Source organism: Chitinophaga lutea, from assembly GCF_003813775.1.
Taxonomy (GTDB): Bacteria; Bacteroidota; Bacteroidia; order Chitinophagales; family Chitinophagaceae; genus Chitinophaga; species Chitinophaga lutea.
The window spans coordinates 1,323,136-1,340,553 of sequence record NZ_RPDH01000001.1 but is presented as its reverse complement, the minus strand read 5'-3'; the positions used below and the strand labels follow the sequence as shown (position 1 = coordinate 1,340,553).

The following is a 17,418-nucleotide window of genomic DNA, read 5'->3' as shown; positions in this document are numbered from 1 at the left end:
TTTTGCAGAAAACATTCACCGATGGCGTTAAATGAAAAACTCAATGCAAGAGTCAGGGAATTAATTGCGGCGGCTGAAAGTAAAGTGGAAGAAAAAAAGATGTTCAGCGGGCTCTGTTTTATGGTGCACGACAAAATGTGCGTATGCGTGCGCGACAGTCATATCATGGTGCGCCTCGACCCTGTAGCGGCCGAAGCAGCCGTGGAACTGCCGGGTGCGGCCCAGATGGTGATGAATGGCAGGGTGATGAAAGGGTATGTGTTTGTGGACGAGGAAGTGCTGCGCACCAAAAAACAACTGGCGTACTGGGTAGACCAGGCGCTGGCATTCAATCAATTTGCCAAATCATCTAAGAAAAAGAAGAAATAGCCTTGCGGATACTTACCGGAATCATGCTGTTAATGGCGGCGGCCTGCGGCCAGCCTGCCACCGAGAAAAAAAACAACGCACAGGATACCCTGTCTCCTCCACCGGCCACAGCCGCCGCGCCCACACCATCTTCGTCCGCGCCGCCTGCCGATACGGTCCGTATCACAGGGGATTTTAATGGCGACGGGGTAAGGGACACCGCTGTCAGTGTGCTGTATGAAAAGGCCGTGGAAGAGAACACGCAGGACTATTACATCGTCCGGTTTACCGGCAACGGGTTGCCCGCAACAACGCCACTGCCAGGCCGGCAGCGGCTGGTGAACGAAGGCGATCTCAACGGCGACGGAGCCGATGAACTGACGCTGTTCGGAGAGCCGCTTCACGGCTGCACCTATACCATGCAGACGGTTTTTCTGCAGGGCGCGGGGTGGCGGCAACTGACAGCCCCCTGGCTGATACCCACCGCCTGCGAGTTCTTCGGCGATGAACAGCTGCAGCAGCGCATCTTCCTCGAAAACGGCGTGCTTTATCATCTCCTGGAAGATGTGAACGACGAAAACTTTAAATTGATCAAACAGCCCCTGCCGCTGCGGTAATTGCGGGGAAAATTCTAATTTTCGGGTATAAAGCCGCCATTCCGCATGCCGTACAAAAAAATACTCAGGCGCACCGCCTGGTCAGTCCTTATCCTGTTTGTCCTGGTCAATTTATTTGCCGGCTTCCACGCGTATAAATTCACGCATTTCAGCGACACGAAAGCGCCTCGTACGGATCCGAGAAAATTGTCGGTGACGGGAAAACTGAAAACCATCTTTTTCGGGGTCGATAATCCCCGGCCTGTCACCCGGCGGAAACCCGACCGCCCTTACCAGACCATTCACCTGCAAAGCAATTACCGCATCGAATGCTGGCTCCTGAAAACACCCGAAGGGCGTGGTACTGTGGCGCTCTTCCATGGGTACAGCGGCGAAAAATCGTCCCTGCTGGAGAAAGCCTATGCCTTTACGGAGATGGGTTATAATGCCGTGCTGGTGGATTTTATGGGTTCCGGCGGCTCCGGTGGCAACCATACCACCATCGGCTATAAAGAATCACAGGACGTTAAAACGGTTTATGACTACCTGTCGGCGCAGGGCGAAAAAAACATTTACCTGTTCGGCTCTTCGCTGGGTGCGGCGGCAGTGCTCAAGGCGCTGCACGATGACGCGCTCCGGCCGCGGGGCATCATCATCGAATGCCCCTTCGCCACGCTTTACGATGCCACCTGCGCCCGTTTCAGGGCTGTTGGCGTGCCGGGTTTCCCGTTGGCCGGTTTCGTCGTGTTCTGGGGTGGTGTGGAAAATGGTTTCTGGGGATTTTCCCATCGCCCGGTGCGCTATGCTGAAGATGTGAAAGTGCCCGCACTGATGTTCTACGGCGAAAAGGACGAAAGGGTGCCGCGCCCGGAAATCGACGCGATATACGCTGCGCTGGCCGGCAGCAAAAAACTGGTTACCTTTCCGGAGGCCGGGCATTCCAATTACTTCGCGAAATACCGGTATGAATGGGTAACGGCTTCCCGCCGGTTTCTGCTGGAGCACTAAAAGACAGCAACCCCGGTGGTGCCGGGGCTGTATCTGGATTCTTGTCTCAAGCTTGGAAAAGGAAGGGGGATTTGTCTGATAAGGTTGTCTTAAGATCAATTGGAAAGCCCGGTCAGGGGCGTATTGTTATAAGCTAAATTGGAGAAAAAACACTACTAGTTATATTGAAAGAGGGCATATTGCTTCAACACAGCAAAGATGCTGCGAATTGTAGGGCGCCCTGTTGTATTTCCCGCAGGAATTATTGTACGAAGTGATTTTTTTGCACGCAGATCAATAACCCCGGAACCGGATCCGGTATTCGGCCGGGGTCATGCCGTGCTCGGCCCGGATGAGTTTGGTGAGGTGGGAGGCGCCGGACAGACCGGTTTCTTCGGCAATGACATTCAATTTGTTATCGGTGCGGCGAAGGCGGAATTTGGCCTCCGAATAGCGGTAGTTGGTCAGGTATTCGCGCATATTCTGCCCGAACCGGTCGTTGAACAGCCTGTTCAGGTCCCTGGGGTCTGCTTTCAGCGCGCCGCATACGTCCGTGGGCGTGATGGGCTGGCTCTTTTTATTAAGCGCGGCATAGTTCATCTGGATAAAATCCACCGCATCCAGCAGGTCTTTCGACAACTGGGCGCGTTCCGTCATTTTGTTGAAGTAACTCACGATCATCAGCCAGATCTGTCCGTACAGGTACGAAGAGAGCCAGGCGGGGTTCTGGTCGTACCCCTGCATCTGCCGGATGATGTCGGTATGCTCGCTGCCCAGCGGGAGCAACTGCCCCTGTTTGCCCGCATCTTCCTGGTTCTGCTGTTTGTCGATCATGCCGCCCAGTTCATTATACCTTTCCTGCTCTTCCTGCCGCGCGGCCAGGGTACCGAAGGCCTGTTGATAGTCGTGGAACTGTTGCAGCGGAACGTCCAGCAGCGGTTGGAACGACTCATATTTGTTCCGGAAACGCCTGATGAACGAATGCGAAAACGAAATATACAACGAGGTGTAGTGAAACGGTTCGAACTGCGCCTGGTTAAACCCGTTGGGCGGCACATAATAAAACCCCATCCTTTTCTCTGGGAGCATCAGTTTGTCTGCCGAGCCCTGCAGGTCGCATGGAATATTCCCTTCCAGGCCGATGTAGAGTGCCAGCAGCGGGTCACGGGTGATAGGGAACAGGTCTGTTTTCTTTTTGATATCGAAATTCAGCCAGCCGATTATCCAGTCTGTATCCACCACCTCCTGTTTGAAGAATGCGCCGAAAGGCCCCTCAGTATAATGTACTTTGGTGCCCTCGATTCTGTAGTTACTGTACTTTTCAGGCAGTACCTCGGAAGTGCTCGTAAACGGTTCCATCTCCGGTAGAACCTGAAAATTCATGATGGCTGGACTATCCAGAGTTGACATAATTGGCATCAGGATTAGGGACTTGTAATTTACAGAAATTTTTCGGGAGGTTAAAGTAAATAGTGCTTGCCTACCGGCTCCACCGGCGATGGTAGCGGCTGGTGCCCCAACATCTCCAGCAGGTTGATTTCTATCGTACGGCTGATGCTGTCCAGCGGCAGCGACATGGGGTTCTGTTCGAAGGGATTCATAATGCTGATGCCGTTCTGGTGGGTGACGTGAAACACAAAGCCCACGGCCCAGCCGAAGACGACCGACCAGTAGCCGATGGACTCGGCCAGCATGAACGTATTGAGTATCACGAAGAACCAGATGAAAACCCGGGTGAAAAAGAGGTAGCTCGGGGGAAAAACGGTGTTGCGGATGCGCTCCGCCGCGCCCATGTGATCGCACTGCTGGGTGAGCAGTGCATTGAGGTCGCGGAAACAGAAGCCGTCTACCGCGCCCAGCTCGCGCAGCTGCTGCAGGTCGGCGGCCTGGATGTTGAGGATGGCGTTCGGTATGTTGTGGCTGTTGCTTACGTCTTCCGCCTCTTTTTTACTCAGGTAGCCCTCGTAATACAGGTCGCCTGTTTTACGGAGGTTCGCTTTGAGGGCGTGCAGGAACGCAATGTGGCGGAAAATCATCCGGCGGGCGATGTGTGGTACTTCGCCGGCCTTGCCGTTATCGCAGTAGTTCAGCAGGTTACGGGCCCAGGAGCGGGAATCGTTGACGATGGCGCCCCATATTTTGCGGCCTTCCCACCACCTGTCGTACGCCTGGTTATTGTTAAAGCCGATAAAAAAAGCCAGGGCGGTACCCAGTACGCCGGTGACGCTCACGGGGATGGAAATATGGCGCTTGAGCCAGTAAGTGTCTGCAAAATATGCCAGGGAGCATACCAGGATGATCATGAAGTCTAGCTTCCACGTAATTCTAAACACCTCCACCAATGAGAGCTTATCGCGTAGCAGCATACCAGGGGGTTTGATTCAGCATTCGGTTACATGGATTTAAGGTAACATTTCCCGCCGAAACGAACAAGAAAGGAATTGACGGAAGAGTTCCGCCACGCTGTTCAATCCCCCGGAATTTGAAATACTTTTGCTCCCAGGGTAATCGATATCATATGCTTTCTTCTCTCATTACACATATACGCCGATTTGTACCGCTCAGTGATGAGGAAGCGGCCACGCTGGAACAATTCATCGAAGTGCGCGAACTAAAGAAAAAAGCGTTCCTGCTAAAAGAAAAACAGGTGTGTACGGCCAATTATTTTATCATCAGAGGCTGCTGCCGGTCCTATTTTATGACGGAAAAAGAAACGGAGCAGGTGCACCTGTTTGCGATCGAAGACTGGTGGATAACCGATTATCACAGCCTCGAAGGGCGAACGCCTTCGCAGTTTTTCATACAGGCGGTGGAGCCGGTTACCGTGGCAGTGCTGCCGCGGGCCGTGCAGGATGAGTTGTTCAGGCAGCTGCCGCAACTGGAAAAATATTTCCGCATCGTGCTGGAGAAGGCGCTTGCCGCCGCGCACCTGCGGGTGAAATACATCTTCTCGCAATCCGGAGAAGAACGGTACGAACATTTCAGCACATCCTTCCCGGATTTCGTGCAGCGTGTGCCGCAATACATGTTGGCCTCGTACCTGGGCTTCACACCCGAATTTCTCAGCAAGATCAGGGCGAAACGGATTTCTTGAACTACTTCAATTTTCTGTAGGGCGGTATGGCCGAATTTTGTCAGTACAAAAAACGAAGTACAATGTCTGACAGAATCCGTATCAAAAAAGCATCTCCGGATGCATACAAAGCCATGATGGCACTGGAATCATATCTCTCCACCACGCGCATCAGCCCGCTGCATCACGAATTGATCCGCATCCGCGCCGCCCAGATCAACGGCTGTGCATATTGCGTTAACATCCACACGAAAGATGCCCGCAAACTGGGCGAAACGGAACAGCGCCTGTATGCCCTGAGCGTTTGGGAAGAAACGCCCTTTTTTACCGAAGAAGAACGTGCCATCCTGGCGCTTACGGAAGAAGTGACCCTCATTCACAACAAGGTTTCCGACGAGGTGTACGAACGCGCCGCAAAGCTGTTCGACGAAGAATACCTGGCACAGCTGATCATGGCCATCATCACCATCAACGCCTGGACCCGCATCGGTGTTTCCACGCGCATGAGCCCGGAATAATTCGTATCTTTCTGTAAATGCTATCATATGGACCAACGCATTATTAACCTCTTTGATGAGTATACCCACAAACCGCTTAATCGCGAAGATTTTATCAAACGCCTTGTAAAGCTCACCGGCACAATGGCTGCCGCCATGGCGGTGCTGCCGCTGCTGGAGTCGAATTACGCGAAGGCCGCTTCGGCGCCGCTCCCCGACGATCTGTCGGAGGAAGAAGTGTCGTACCCCGGCGACGGCGTTACGATGAAAGGGCTGCTGGTGAAACCGAAGGCGGCAGGTAAATATGGCGCAGTGGTGGTGATACATGAAAACCGCGGGCTGACGCCCCACATCAAAGACGTTACACGCCGCGTAGCCAGGGCCGGTTACCTGGCGCTAGGCGTGGATGCGTTGTCTGTTTTCGGCGGTACGCCCGCCAATGAAGACGAAGGCAGAACTTTAATCGGCAAACTCGATATGCCGCAGAACCTGCGGAACTATCTCAAATCGCTGGAGTACCTCAAAAGCAGGCCCGACTGTAATGGGAAAACCGGTTGTGTCGGATTCTGCTGGGGTGGGGCCATGGCCAACCAGCTGGCCGTTCTTGATCCCGAACTGAAAGCCGCCGTGGCATATTACGGCCGCCAGGCTGATGCTGCGGATGTACCGAAAATAAAAGCCCGGCTGCTGCTGCACTACGGTGAAATGGATGAAAGGGTGAACGCCGGTATTCCCACTTATGAAGCAGCGTTGAAAGCCGCCGGCATAAAATACGAATTGTACATTTACAAGGGCGCCCAGCACGCTTTCAATAACGATGCATCGCCCGCTCGCTACAACGAAGCTGCGGCGAAACTCGCGTGGGAACGTACGCTGAAATTATTTAAGGAAACATTGAGTTGAACGGTGGTCGAAGAAATGTATTACAGGCTGGTCGCCGGATGACCAGCCTTTTTTTATGGCCGGTGTTTAACCCGGGAATGACGGGACATTGCCCGGCTGATTTTCATGGACGGCAGGGCTGTCATATTATCCCGGGGGATGTTGTTGCAGATTACCCTTCATCTCACACGTAAAATCGGCAAGGCGTCATCTTTCCCGGGGATGCTGTTGTAGATTATCCTTTCCACATCTCACATGCAAACGGTAATGCTATCACCTCCGGTGATGCTGTTGCTAGTTGTCATTTCACATCTCATATGATCCGTGGGGATGCTTTTGCCGACCATCATTTCCACATCTCAGTAGCACAAGGATTTAATGTCGTCACCTCCCGGTGATGCTGTTGCTAGTCATTTCATGTCTCATTTGATCTGCGCGGGTACTTTTGCCGACTATCATTTCCACATCTGATATAGACAGGGATATAATGTCATCACCCCTGCGGTAGTCTTTCCGTGAATAACGTTTTAATCCAGCGCCATATCGGCTCTATACCAGCGCCGCACCATGAAAACGATAGTAACGCCTACTACGAACATATGAATCAGCAGGCCCGTAACAACACCCTGCCAGGTGAAATTCAGCGGTGGCACCTGCGTCAGCGGCAACACCACGAAGTTCATGAGGAGCCACACCGCGATGCCGTAGGCGCAGCCTACCAGCCACTTATTGCGGCGCAATACAGGTATCCGTGGAAAGGCGACGAAGAAAATAGCGCTCCAGATAATAGCTACCAGGAAGTGCAGGAAAACACCGGCGGCAATCGTGCCTCCGCCGCCGCTATAAGCGTCTCTGCCAAACATGGCGCTTGCGATGTACTGAAAAACTCTTGCAGGTGGAATTGCGGATCTGAACCACGCATTCAGAAGGGCAGCAGCCCCATCCAGTATGCCCACGGTGATACCCGTCAGCAGTACGGCGCCGGCCCCGGGGCGACTGGTGGAAAATTGCATAGCAACAGGATTTAGATTTCGGCTGATGACAGCGGGTATATACAATTTAACTAATTCATACTGAATAGAAATAACACCTTCGTACTCATTTTTCAATTATTTATTTATCATATGTGTATGGTGGCGCAAATCAGTTTGTTTTCCGTACATAGAATATTTCTTGAAAAAAATATTTTTCGGTGTAATTTAGGGATATGAAAGCGCACAACTTTATCCAGGACACGCAGGTGGCTGCGGCCATGCTGAATCCCCTGCGCATCCGTATCCTGGAGGAACTCCGGGAGCCCAACTCCGCAGCCAGCCTGTCGCGGGTACTGAACCTGCCCCGGCAGCAACTCAATTATCACCTGAAAGAGCTGGAGAAAAACGAACTGGTAGAGCTTGTGGAGGAACGGCGGAAAGGGAACTGTACGGAACGCATCCTGCGCGCAACATCGCGTTCGTACATGGTGGTGCTGAACACGGCGGAGGTAGATCCGGCTGCGGTGCAGGATAAATTTTCGTCGGCTTACCTCGTGTCTGCTGCCTCGCAACTGATACAGGATGTTGCGGCTCTACAGACCGGCGCACAAAAAGCGAAGAAAAAACTGCCCACGTTCACCATGCAGACGGAAGTCCGTTTTTCGAGTCCCGATCAACTGCAGGCGTTTACGGAAGAGCTGGCCAAAACCATCAGCAAACTGGCAGGTAAATATCATACGGATAAAGACCCGGATGGAAGAGCGTATCAGTTTCACCTGTTCTCACACCCGGTGCTGAAAAAGCCGCAGCATGAAAAATAGACACGGCGGATGTGGATGCCGTGTTGAACGGGAGATGTACTTCTTATCCCTTCTTTATCGCTACGGTCCGATATTCATCTTTCAAAACCTTCGTTATGAAAAACACAGACAGATCCGTACATGCAACCAGAGAAATCAACGCGCCCGTTGAAGCGGTCTGGAAAGCGCTGACGGATGCCCAAGAACTGGAACGCTGGTTTCCCCTGAAAGCCAGCGTCAACAACGGCCGGATCGATCTTTCGTGGGGCGGTGGCGTGGACTGGCAGATGGAAATTGAAGAACAACAACAAAACAAATATCTGCGGCTGGGTTACAACCAGGACCATCACCGGATGGTGTCCGATGTACCGCGCAGGCTGGCCGTGGAATTTTTCCTGGAAGCAAAGGATGGCAAAACGCTGCTCCGCATCGTGCATGCCGGTTTCGGGGGCGAAAGCGGCTGGGATGAAATTTACGATGGCGTACGCCGCGGCTGGGATACGGAGTCGCTCAGCCTCCAGCACTACCTCGAGCATCACGCGGGAAAAGACCGGGTGGTGGCGCTGGCGCAAATCAATATCAAACTGCCGCTGCAGCAGGTATGGAACACGCTAACGAAAGAAGGGGTGTCGGTGAAGGGAGACCGGTACGTGTATGCCACGCCGTTAGGTGAGGTGTACGAAGGCCAGCTGGTATATCTCAACCCGCCGCAGGATCTCTGCGGCACCCTGGAGTCCCTCAACAATGCCATGTTCCGGCTCACCGCCGAACGTTTTATGCCGGATGCGGGTATCACGATATGGGTATGGATCGGCGCCTATGGCGTGCCCGAAGCGGAGGTGAAAGCACTGGAACAGCGCTGGGAGCAAAAACTGAATGAACTATTTTGAGCGGCTCTGCCGGATAGCCTGCATGATCTTTTCAAAAATGGCGGTGTTCTCATAAACGCCTCTGAAGCTCATGGAGCGGGGGCCATACGCGAACACGGGCACCATGATACCGGAGTGATCGGTGGTGCTGAAGGCGCCATCTACATACCCCTTGCTGATACTGCCGTCGAGCAGGCTGAGGCCGCCGGTTTCATGATCGGCGGTGACGATCACCAGCGTTTCCCCGTTACTGTCCGCAAACTCCAGCGCGGCGCCGATGGTGCGGTCAAAATCAAGCATCTCCGTAGTGAGGTAAGGCACTGAGTTGGCGTGACCACCCCAGTCGATCTGTGCCGCTTCCAGCATCAGGAAAAATCCTTCTTTCTGCGGCGCGAGCGTTTGCAGCGCTTTCTTCAGCGAGCGCTGTAAAAAATCACCACGGCCTTTCTGCATGGTCAGCGCGGCGCTGTCGGCCAGTACCAGGTAACGGTTGCCGCGAATGGTGTCGAGCGCGGAGAGCTGCGTGGCATAGCGGTAACCTTTCGCCTGCAGCTGTTCGCTGATGGCGGTGAAGTGTTTGCCGCCGGCGCCGATCATCAGGTTCACGGGGCTCTTCAAAAAATCCTGCGCAATTTCTTTGGACATGCTGCGATCTTTCACGTGCCCGTAAAACGCGGCGGGGGTGGCATCGGTGATGTCGCCGGAACTGATGAGGCCGCTGGCCATCTTCAGCGGGGCAATGAGGTCGGGTATGGCAGGATGGTGTACGCCGGTAGCATCCATGCCGATGTAGCGGTTATTGGTTTTTTTGCCGGATGCCATGGCCGTGCCGCCAGCCGCGGAGTCTGTGATGTAGCTGTTGGACGAGGAGGTTTTTGAAAACCCGATGTTCAGCAGCTGGAACAGGTTGAGGTTGCCGAAGTTGGCGGTGTATCCGGCGTAGGTCTGGGCGAGGCCCATGCCGTCGCCGATGAGCAGGATGACATTTTTTACTCTGGTGTTGCCGTCGTTGTTGCGGTACTTGGGCATGTACACGGCGTGCGGTGCGGTGGCCTGGTATTGTGCCTGTACGCGGCGCTGCAGGTAGTTAGCCAGCTCATCCACTTTGTCAGTGTTGATATAATCTACTCCCAGGTTGATCATGGTTTTCCAGGCATTCACCTCATCCGGTGTGGCCCAGAAGCGGAACTTCTTTTGCAGGCCATGCACCTTCCCGAGCACGGCGTCTATTTTGGCCTTGTCTTCTTTCACCAGGGCGCCTTTGCCATTCCACTGGGTGTAGTTCCTGAAGTTGTCGCTGAACAGCGGGATGCGCTGCAATTGCTCCGCAGTGTATTGTACGGAGGGTAAACCGTCGAAATAGATATAGGGAGGATAGGAGCTCCAGAGGGAAACGTCGGGCCGGCTGCCGCTGATCACCAGTTGCACCCGTGGGTGCGCGGTGAGAGCGGGAAAAGCCTGCAGCTGTTGCAGGAGTGCCTGCATGGTGGGCACACCTGCGGTTTTAAAATCGATGAGGATTTGGAGCACCTGTTTCGATTCGCCGAACACGCCCTTTTTCTCTTCGAGCATCTGCTGTAGCGGCTGCAGGTACAACCGGCGCAGGGTGCGGGCCGTGTCGATTTCGGCTGCCGTGTGGGCCACATACAGTTCGCCGCTCCTTTCAAAAACGTCCGCCTCTATGGAGCCGTAGCCTTTTTCGAAAGCAAGGCTGAAAGGCCTGGCCTGGAGGTAGTCGTTGTGAGAGTGGGCATTGCCGGTGGTGTATTGCGCGCCGGCCGGCAGCAGCCAGGCGGTCAGGCAACAGAGCGTCAGAAGGTATTTGAACATGATAATGATTGCTGTTTCAATTTGCGCATCAAAAGTAGGGCAGTTGTAATGGAAAGTCCGTCTGCACCGTTTATCAAATTGTTAAGCATAAGATAGCAAAAAAAAGAATACCGGGTTTGTGGCCCGGTATTCAGAATGACTTTGCATGTTTGGTTGCAGGGGTTACATAGCGGCGAGTTGCACTTTTTGTTGCAATTCGATCACGCTGTCGCGGAAACTGTTATCGGTGTCCATCAGGTCTTTCACGGTCTGGCAGGAGTGGATCACGGTGGTGTGGTCGCGGCCGCCGAAGTGTTCGCCGATGGTTTTGAGTGAATTTTTGGTAAAGCTCTTGGCCAGGTACATGGTAATCTGGCGGGCCTGTACGATTTCGCGTTTGCGGGTTTTCTGCAGCAGCTTGTCGTAAGGCACATCGAAGTATTCGCAGACCATTTTCTGGATGCTGTCGATGGTGATTTCCTTGGAGGAGGTTTTAACGAACGATTTCAGCACGCGTTTGGCCAGCTCCAGGTCGATCTCTTTGCGGTTAAGGGACGATTGTGCCAGCAGGGAAATGAGCGCGCCTTCTAGCTCGCGTACGTTGCTCTGAATGTTGTAGGCTACGTATTTCACTACTTCTTTCGGCATCTCGAGGCCATCGTTGCGCATCTTCATCTCCAGTATCTCCATCCGGGTCTCAAAGTCGGGCAGCTGGATGTCTGCGCTCAGGCCCCAGCGGAAGCGGCTCAGGAGGCGTTCCTGTACGCCGTCGAGGTCTTTGGGCGGTTTGTCCGAAGTCAGAATCAGCTGTTTGCCGCTCTGGTGGAGGTGGTTGAAGATGGCGAAGAATGCGTCCTGCGATTTTTCGGCGCGGGCGAAGAACTGGATATCGTCTACGATCAATACGTCTATCAGCTGGTAGAAATGTATAAAATCGTTGATGATGTTATTTTTCGAGTGATCGATGAACTGGTTGATGAATTTTTCCGCGCTGACGTACAGTACGGCTTTGTTCGGGCTCTGCCTTTTCACTTCGTTGCCGATGGCCTGTGCGAGGTGGGTTTTCCCCAGGCCTACGCTGCCGTAGATCACCAGGGGGTTGAAGGAGGTGCCGCCCGGCTTGTCTGACACGGTTTTGCCCGCCCTGCGCGCCACACGGTTGCAGTCGCCCTCGATGAAGGCTTCGAACGTATAATTATGATTCAGCTGGGAATCGATCTGCACCCGTTTGATGCCCGGGATCACAAAGGGATTTTTGACCGGGTTCTGGATGGTCAGGGGGAAATCTACTTCGCTGTCTTTCTGAGGCTTGGTAAACTGCGTGGGCATGTTCACCGTTTTAGGATGTTGGTGGGGTGTACCATTTTCAACCACGATGCGGTATTCCAGCCTGGCTTCCTTTCCTAATTCACGTTTGATGGTTTTGCCTAACAGACCTACATAATGCTCTTCCAGATATTCATAAAAAAACTGGCTGGGGACCTGGATGGTTAAAACATTGTTTTCAAGCTTTACGGGTTTTATCGGTTCAAACCATGTTTTGAATGGCTGCCATTCCACAATATCCCTGATTATATTCAGACACCTTTCCCAAACTTGTTCGCAAGTTTTATTCATTTGGATAAAAAAAAATTAATCGTGTTTATAATTTGGGTGTTCTCGAATACAAATTCTTCAATACGGGCGGTTGAAGAATTTTTTTGACAGGACGACGAATATCTGATTAAAATGTTGAAAAAAAAAATAAATCTGCCCTTGTTTTATTTCCAACAATTACAGAGTGTCAGCACCTGTTTATTCAAGATTTTTTCGGCTAAAACACCCGTTTAGCCAGCAATTCCACCACAATGAAAAGTGTTAAACCGTACAAGCATGATTAACAGGTATTTTGTAAAACTGTTTACTGATTTACATAGAAAATTCAGCTTAACAGGTAAAATACCATTGCTTATAAATCCGGCGTTAAATGTTAGTCCAGCGGGTTGTTTAGTTGGCTGTTGACATCTCACTTTTTTGGATACTGCTTTCCGTCATTCTCAAATTCCGTGCAAATGTATGGAGTTGTTTGCAAAAATGTAGAATAACTTGTGCAAAAGTAATTAAGCAATCCTATACTGAAAAACTTATCTTTGGCGCAATTGAAATTTTAAATTTGTTTTTATGAGTTTTGAAATTACCGGAAAGCTGGTAGTGAAGTATAATACGGTTCAGCGCAGTGAATCATTCAAGACCCGGGAGTTCGTGATTGAGAAGTCCGACGATATCAACGGCCGGGTGATAACAAACTATATCAAGTTTCAGTCTGTGCAGGATCGGACCAGCATCGTGGATCGTCACAATGAGGGAGAAATGGTTAAAGTTTATTTTAATATAAAAGGCACCCGCTGGGAGAAAGACGGTAAAGTGAATTACATTACCAATCTCGACGCATGGCGCATGGAAAGCATGATGCAGGCGCAACCCGGCGGCGACCGTCAGCCCGACTACAATACCTCGCAGGAAGCGCCTTCCGGCAACAGCGGGGACGATTTGCCCTTTTAATAGCATTCATCTGAATATGCAGGCAAGGGATACCGCGTACACGGTATCCCTTGCTGCTTTTATACTATCTTTGCATCCAGTTTTAGGATAAATACCTAACCGGCATGATACAACAGATCTCCCTGAAGCTGCTCCCACGCGATGCAGCACATCACCAGCATATTATTAAACAGGCCGCCGCCGCACTGGGGGTGAAGCCTGCCGCCATCACCGGCTTCAATCTGCTCAAACGCTCTATTGACGCACGCTCCAGGCAAGCCTATTTTGTACTGACGCTGGAAGTGTTTGTGAATGAGCCTTTCATAGAAAAACAATCACCCTTCTTCGAGTATAAGCGCCCCGGCGCCGACGCTGCACGCGTGATAGTGATAGGAGCGGGCCCCGCAGGGCTCTTCGCAGCATTGCGCCTCATAGAACTCGGCCTGCGGCCCGTTGTGCTGGAAAGAGGAAAAGACGTGCGGGCCCGGCGCCGCGACCTGGCCGCATTGAACAAAACAGGCATCGTCAACCCCGAGTCGAATTACTGCTTCGGCGAAGGCGGCGCGGGCACTTACTCCGACGGTAAACTGTATACCCGCTCCAATAAGCGCGGCAGCATCAACCGTATCCTGCACATCTTCCGCCAGTTCGGAGCCGACGAAAATATCGTGACCGACGCGCACCCGCATATCGGCACCAACAAACTGCCCCACATCATCACTGCCATGCGCGAACAGATCGAGAGCAGCGGGGGTGAAGTGCATTTCGGGCAGAAGGTGACGGGGCTCCTCCGCAACGGCGACCGCATCACGGGCGTTAAAACCGCCAACGGCGAAAGCTGGCAGGCGCCTGCTGTCATATTGGCTACCGGGCATTCCGCCCGCGACATCTTCACCATGCTGCACGCGCAGCAGGTGCTGATCGAAGCCAAACCCTTCGCCCTCGGCGTACGGGTAGAACATCCCCAGTCGCTGATCGACAACGCACAATACCACAGCCTCTTCCGCGACGAATACCTGCCACCTGCCAGCTACAGCCTCGTTGAGCAGGTACAGGGCCGCGGCGTGTTCTCTTTCTGCATGTGCCCTGGCGGCATCATCGCGCCGGCCGCCACCGCGCCAGGCGAACTGGTGGTCAACGGCTGGTCGCCCTCCAAGCGCAATAACCCCTACGCCAACTCGGGCATGGTGGTAACGGTGGACGAAAGCGATTTCGCTCCTTTCGCCAAAGAAGGCCCGCTGGCCGCCATGTATTACCAGCAGATGGTGGAGCGCTCCGCCTACGAAGCGGGTGGGGGTAATTTCGTGGCGCCCGCCCAGCGCATGACCGATTTCGTGAACGGAAAAGTATCGGCCTCGCTGCCCGACTGCTCCTACATCCCCGGTGTGAAAAGCACAGACCTGCGCCAGGTGCTGCCCGCGGCGGTACACGTGCGCCTCCGCGAAGCTTTCAAGGCGTTCGGCAAAAAGATAAGAGGGTACTATACGGAAAATGCCATACTGGTCGCCACGGAATCACGCACCTCTTCTCCCGTGCGCATCCCCCGCGACGCGGATTCCCTCGAACATCCGCAGCTCAAAGGACTATACCCCTGCGGCGAAGGCGCAGGGTATGCCGGCGGCATCGTGTCTGCCGCCATGGACGGCGAACGCGTGGCGGAAGCCATTGCCCGGCAGATAGCATAAAGCCGGTTCGTATAGTGAATATTCGGGTTGGTGTATTATTATGAAAATCTAACATGAATTCTTTGGCTGCATTACCCCAATTGGGTAATTTAACAGCATGAACGTACTTGAACTGCAGCATCTGAAAAAGCACTACGCTACCCATAAAGCGGTAGACGATATCAGCTTCACCATCCCTAAAGGAAGTATTTTCGGGTTACTGGGCCCCAACGGCGCCGGCAAAACCACCCTCCTCCGCATGATCACCGGTATTTTTTATCCCGATGCGGGCAACATCATTTTCGACGGTAAACGCTTCGACCCCGAAAACGATGTGCAATACATCGGGTATATGCCGGAAGAGCGCGGTCTCTACAAAAAGATGAAAGTCGGCGAACAGGCGCTGTACCTGGCTCAACTGAAAGGACTGAGCCGGAAAGACGCCCTGGAGAAAATCGACTACTGGTTTAAAAAATTCGACATTACCTCATGGACCCACAAAAGAGTGGAAGAGCTCAGTAAAGGCATGCAGCAGAAGGTGCAGTTCATTTCCACCGTGATGCATCACCCCAAACTGCTGATCCTCGACGAACCCTTCTCCGGCCTCGACCCCATCAACTCCCAGCTGATCCAGAACGAGATCTTCGAGATGGCCCGCAACGGCACCACCGTGATCTTTTCCACCCACCGCATGGAGCAGGTGGAAGAAATCTGCGACCACATCGTGCTGGTCAACAAAGGCCGCAAGGTGCTCGACGGACCGGTGAAGCAGATCAAACAGGACTTCAAGCAGCATCTTTTCCATATCGCCCTCGACCAGCAGCCCAACCCGGCGCAGATGGCCACTCATCACTTCACCATCATCGGGCAGGAAGACAAAGCCTATACCGTAAGGCTGAACGAATACAGCCAGACGAACGACATCCTCAAACACTTTATCCATCACGATATACAGGTCAACGCATTCAGGGAAATATTGCCCACCATCCACGAGGTGTTCATCACCCAGGTGCGCAGTACGGAAATCGCAGCAGTATAAGACCCACGTATACCTATTATCACATTTAACGCAGTACCATGAACAAAATCTGGATAATCATCAAGAGAGAATACCTCACAAGGGTCAGAAAAAAATCATTCGTCATCTTTACCCTCCTGCTTCCCGTGCTGTTTGTAGGCATGTTCCTCATCCCCATTTTTGTAATGAAGAGCGGCGACGACGAGAAAGTGGCCGTGGTGGACGAAAGCAAAATATTCCAGGGCAAGCTGGCCGATGATGGCGGCGTGCACTATAAATTCATCGATGCCCGCATCGATACCTTAAAAAATACATACCAGCAACTGGGTTACACCGGCGTGCTGCATATTCCCGCGATGGACGTGAACCGTCCGCCCAGCATAGTGTACTACAGCAAAGGACAGATGAACGTGATGCTGAAAAGCAGCATGGAGCGCAAGCTGGAAAACGTGCTGGAAGACAAGCGCATGGAACTGGCCGGCATCGACAAAAACAAGCTGGAAGACATCCGGGCGGATATCGACATCGTGAACCTGGCCGGCAAAGAAGAAAAGAAGGGCAGCGCAGGCCTGGCGTACGCCATCGGTTATGGGGCGGCCTTCCTCGTATACATCATCCTGCTGGTATTCGGCACCACCGTGATGCGCGGCGTGATGGAAGAAAAGATGAACCGCGTGGCGGAGGTCATGGTATCGACCGTCAAACCTTTCCAGCTGATGATGGGAAAAATCGTCGGCATCGCCGGTGTGGGGCTCACGCAATTCCTTATATGGATGGTGCTGATCATCGGCTTGTACACCCTGATGGGCCTCTTCATTGATCCTGAAACGATGAATGCCGCCGCCAACAACGGCATGGCCGGCGGCCAGAACGAAACGGCGATGAAAGCCATGAAGCAGATCACTTTCGTGGTGGAGAGCGCCAACTGGCCCGTCATCATTTCCTGCTTCATATTTTATTTCCTGGGCGGCTACCTGTTTTACGCTGCGTTGTTCGCCGCGGTGGGCAGCCTGGTGAATGAAGATCCGAACGAGGCGCAGTCGCTCACGTTCCCCATCACCCTGCCTGTGATCATCTCCATCTTCATCATGTTTGCCGCCGTGCGCAATCCCAACGGGCAGCTGGCGGTGTGGGGGAGTATCATCCCCTTCTCGTCTCCCGTGGTGATGATGGCCCGCATTCCTTACGGGGTGCCCGGTACGGTGCCTTACTGGCAATTGGCATTGTCGGTGATTTTCCTGGTAGCTGGTTTCATCGGCACCACCTGGGTGGCCGCAAAGATCTACCGCACGGGCATTCTGCTGTACGGCAAGAAGGTGACGCTGAAAGAAGCGGTGCGGTGGTTAGGCAGAAAAAATTGATTGCCGGATAGAACTGAAAC

General features: G+C 53.0%; 17 protein-coding genes. 12 read left to right on the top strand and 5 right to left on the bottom strand.

The window, feature by feature from the left end; genetic code table 11:
- Positions 1 to 21: 21 nt before the first annotated feature.
- Genes EGT74_RS05175 through EGT74_RS05165 form a run of 3 tightly spaced genes read left to right on the top strand, consistent with a single transcriptional unit; the run spans position 22 to position 1,952 of the window.
- Positions 22 to 369: a TfoX/Sxy family protein gene (locus tag EGT74_RS05175; protein WP_123845461.1), complete on the top strand. Its 348-nt coding sequence runs from the start codon at positions 22 to 24 to the stop codon at positions 367 to 369.
- Between the two features lie 23 nt (positions 370 to 392).
- Entirely contained in the window at positions 393 to 965 is a 573-nt protein-coding gene (locus tag EGT74_RS05170; RefSeq protein ID WP_123845460.1) for a hypothetical protein, read from the top strand.
- Positions 966 to 1,010: 45 nt separating this feature from the next.
- A complete protein-coding gene (locus EGT74_RS05165) occupies positions 1,011 to 1,952 on the top strand; it encodes an alpha/beta hydrolase (RefSeq protein ID WP_123845459.1) in 942 nt (313 codons plus the stop codon).
- Positions 1,953 to 2,225: 273 nt separating this feature from the next.
- On the opposite strand, the gene EGT74_RS05160 is transcribed toward EGT74_RS05165, so the two are convergent.
- A complete protein-coding gene (locus EGT74_RS05160; RefSeq protein WP_158618009.1) occupies positions 2,226 to 3,314 on the bottom strand; it encodes a helix-turn-helix domain-containing protein in 1,089 nt (362 codons plus the stop codon).
- Between the two features lie 77 nt (positions 3,315 to 3,391).
- Positions 3,392 to 4,297 carry a bestrophin family protein gene (locus EGT74_RS05155; RefSeq protein WP_123845457.1) on the bottom strand — a complete coding sequence of 302 codons (906 nt, stop codon included), beginning with the start codon at positions 4,295 to 4,297 and terminating at the stop codon, positions 3,392 to 3,394.
- Between the two features lie 152 nt (positions 4,298 to 4,449).
- Between EGT74_RS05155 and EGT74_RS05150 the strand changes: the two genes are divergently transcribed.
- The 3 genes from EGT74_RS05150 (at position 4,450) to EGT74_RS05140 (ending at position 6,404) form a co-directional block, all read left to right on the top strand.
- Positions 4,450 to 5,025, top strand: coding sequence for a Crp/Fnr family transcriptional regulator (locus tag EGT74_RS05150; RefSeq protein ID WP_123845456.1), 576 nt, complete (start codon positions 4,450 to 4,452; stop codon positions 5,023 to 5,025).
- A 62-nt stretch (positions 5,026 to 5,087) separates the two neighbouring features.
- Positions 5,088 to 5,522, top strand: coding sequence for a carboxymuconolactone decarboxylase family protein (locus EGT74_RS05145; protein ID WP_123845455.1), 435 nt, complete (start codon positions 5,088 to 5,090; stop codon positions 5,520 to 5,522).
- A 27-nt stretch (positions 5,523 to 5,549) separates the two neighbouring features.
- The gene (locus EGT74_RS05140) at positions 5,550 to 6,404 is read left to right on the top strand and encodes a dienelactone hydrolase family protein (RefSeq protein WP_123845454.1); all 855 of its coding nucleotides are present in this window, start codon (positions 5,550 to 5,552) and stop codon (positions 6,402 to 6,404) included.
- Between the two features lie 506 nt (positions 6,405 to 6,910).
- Here EGT74_RS05140 and EGT74_RS05135 read toward each other — a convergent pair.
- Entirely contained in the window at positions 6,911 to 7,246 is a 336-nt protein-coding gene (locus tag EGT74_RS05135; protein ID WP_123845453.1) for a hypothetical protein, read from the bottom strand.
- A gap of 344 nt (positions 7,247 to 7,590) precedes the next feature.
- Between EGT74_RS05135 and EGT74_RS05130 the strand changes: the two genes are divergently transcribed.
- Positions 7,591 to 8,178, top strand: a complete 588-nt coding sequence (locus tag EGT74_RS05130; RefSeq protein ID WP_123845452.1) for a winged helix-turn-helix domain-containing protein — start codon at positions 7,591 to 7,593, stop codon at positions 8,176 to 8,178.
- A 95-nt stretch (positions 8,179 to 8,273) separates the two neighbouring features.
- On the top strand, positions 8,274 to 9,047 hold the full coding sequence (locus tag EGT74_RS05125; protein WP_123845451.1) for an SRPBCC family protein: 774 nt from the start codon (positions 8,274 to 8,276) through the stop codon (positions 9,045 to 9,047).
- On the opposite strand, the gene EGT74_RS05120 is transcribed toward EGT74_RS05125, so the two are convergent.
- Entirely contained in the window at positions 9,039 to 10,856 is a 1,818-nt protein-coding gene (locus EGT74_RS05120) for an alkaline phosphatase (protein ID WP_123845450.1), read from the bottom strand. The genes EGT74_RS05125 and EGT74_RS05120 overlap by 9 nt on opposite strands.
- A gap of 162 nt (positions 10,857 to 11,018) precedes the next feature.
- Positions 11,019 to 12,452, bottom strand: coding sequence for a chromosomal replication initiator protein DnaA (dnaA, locus tag EGT74_RS05115; protein WP_119076992.1), 1,434 nt, complete (start codon positions 12,450 to 12,452; stop codon positions 11,019 to 11,021).
- Between the two features lie 543 nt (positions 12,453 to 12,995).
- Between dnaA and EGT74_RS05110 the strand changes: the two genes are divergently transcribed.
- The 4 genes from EGT74_RS05110 to EGT74_RS05095 all read left to right on the top strand — a co-directional run bounded on the left by EGT74_RS05110 (position 12,996) and on the right by EGT74_RS05095 (position 17,398).
- The gene (locus EGT74_RS05110; protein WP_123845449.1) at positions 12,996 to 13,376 is read left to right on the top strand and encodes a DUF3127 domain-containing protein; all 381 of its coding nucleotides are present in this window, start codon (positions 12,996 to 12,998) and stop codon (positions 13,374 to 13,376) included.
- A gap of 104 nt (positions 13,377 to 13,480) precedes the next feature.
- Entirely contained in the window at positions 13,481 to 15,040 is a 1,560-nt protein-coding gene (locus EGT74_RS05105; RefSeq protein WP_123845448.1) for an NAD(P)/FAD-dependent oxidoreductase, read from the top strand.
- Positions 15,041 to 15,137: 97 nt separating this feature from the next.
- Positions 15,138 to 16,058, top strand: coding sequence for an ABC transporter ATP-binding protein (locus EGT74_RS05100; RefSeq protein WP_123845447.1), 921 nt, complete (start codon positions 15,138 to 15,140; stop codon positions 16,056 to 16,058).
- Positions 16,059 to 16,096: 38 nt separating this feature from the next.
- Complete coding sequence (locus tag EGT74_RS05095) at positions 16,097 to 17,398, top strand: ABC transporter permease (protein WP_123845446.1); 1,302 nt, start codon at positions 16,097 to 16,099, stop codon at positions 17,396 to 17,398.
- Positions 17,399 to 17,418 lie beyond the last annotated feature (20 nt).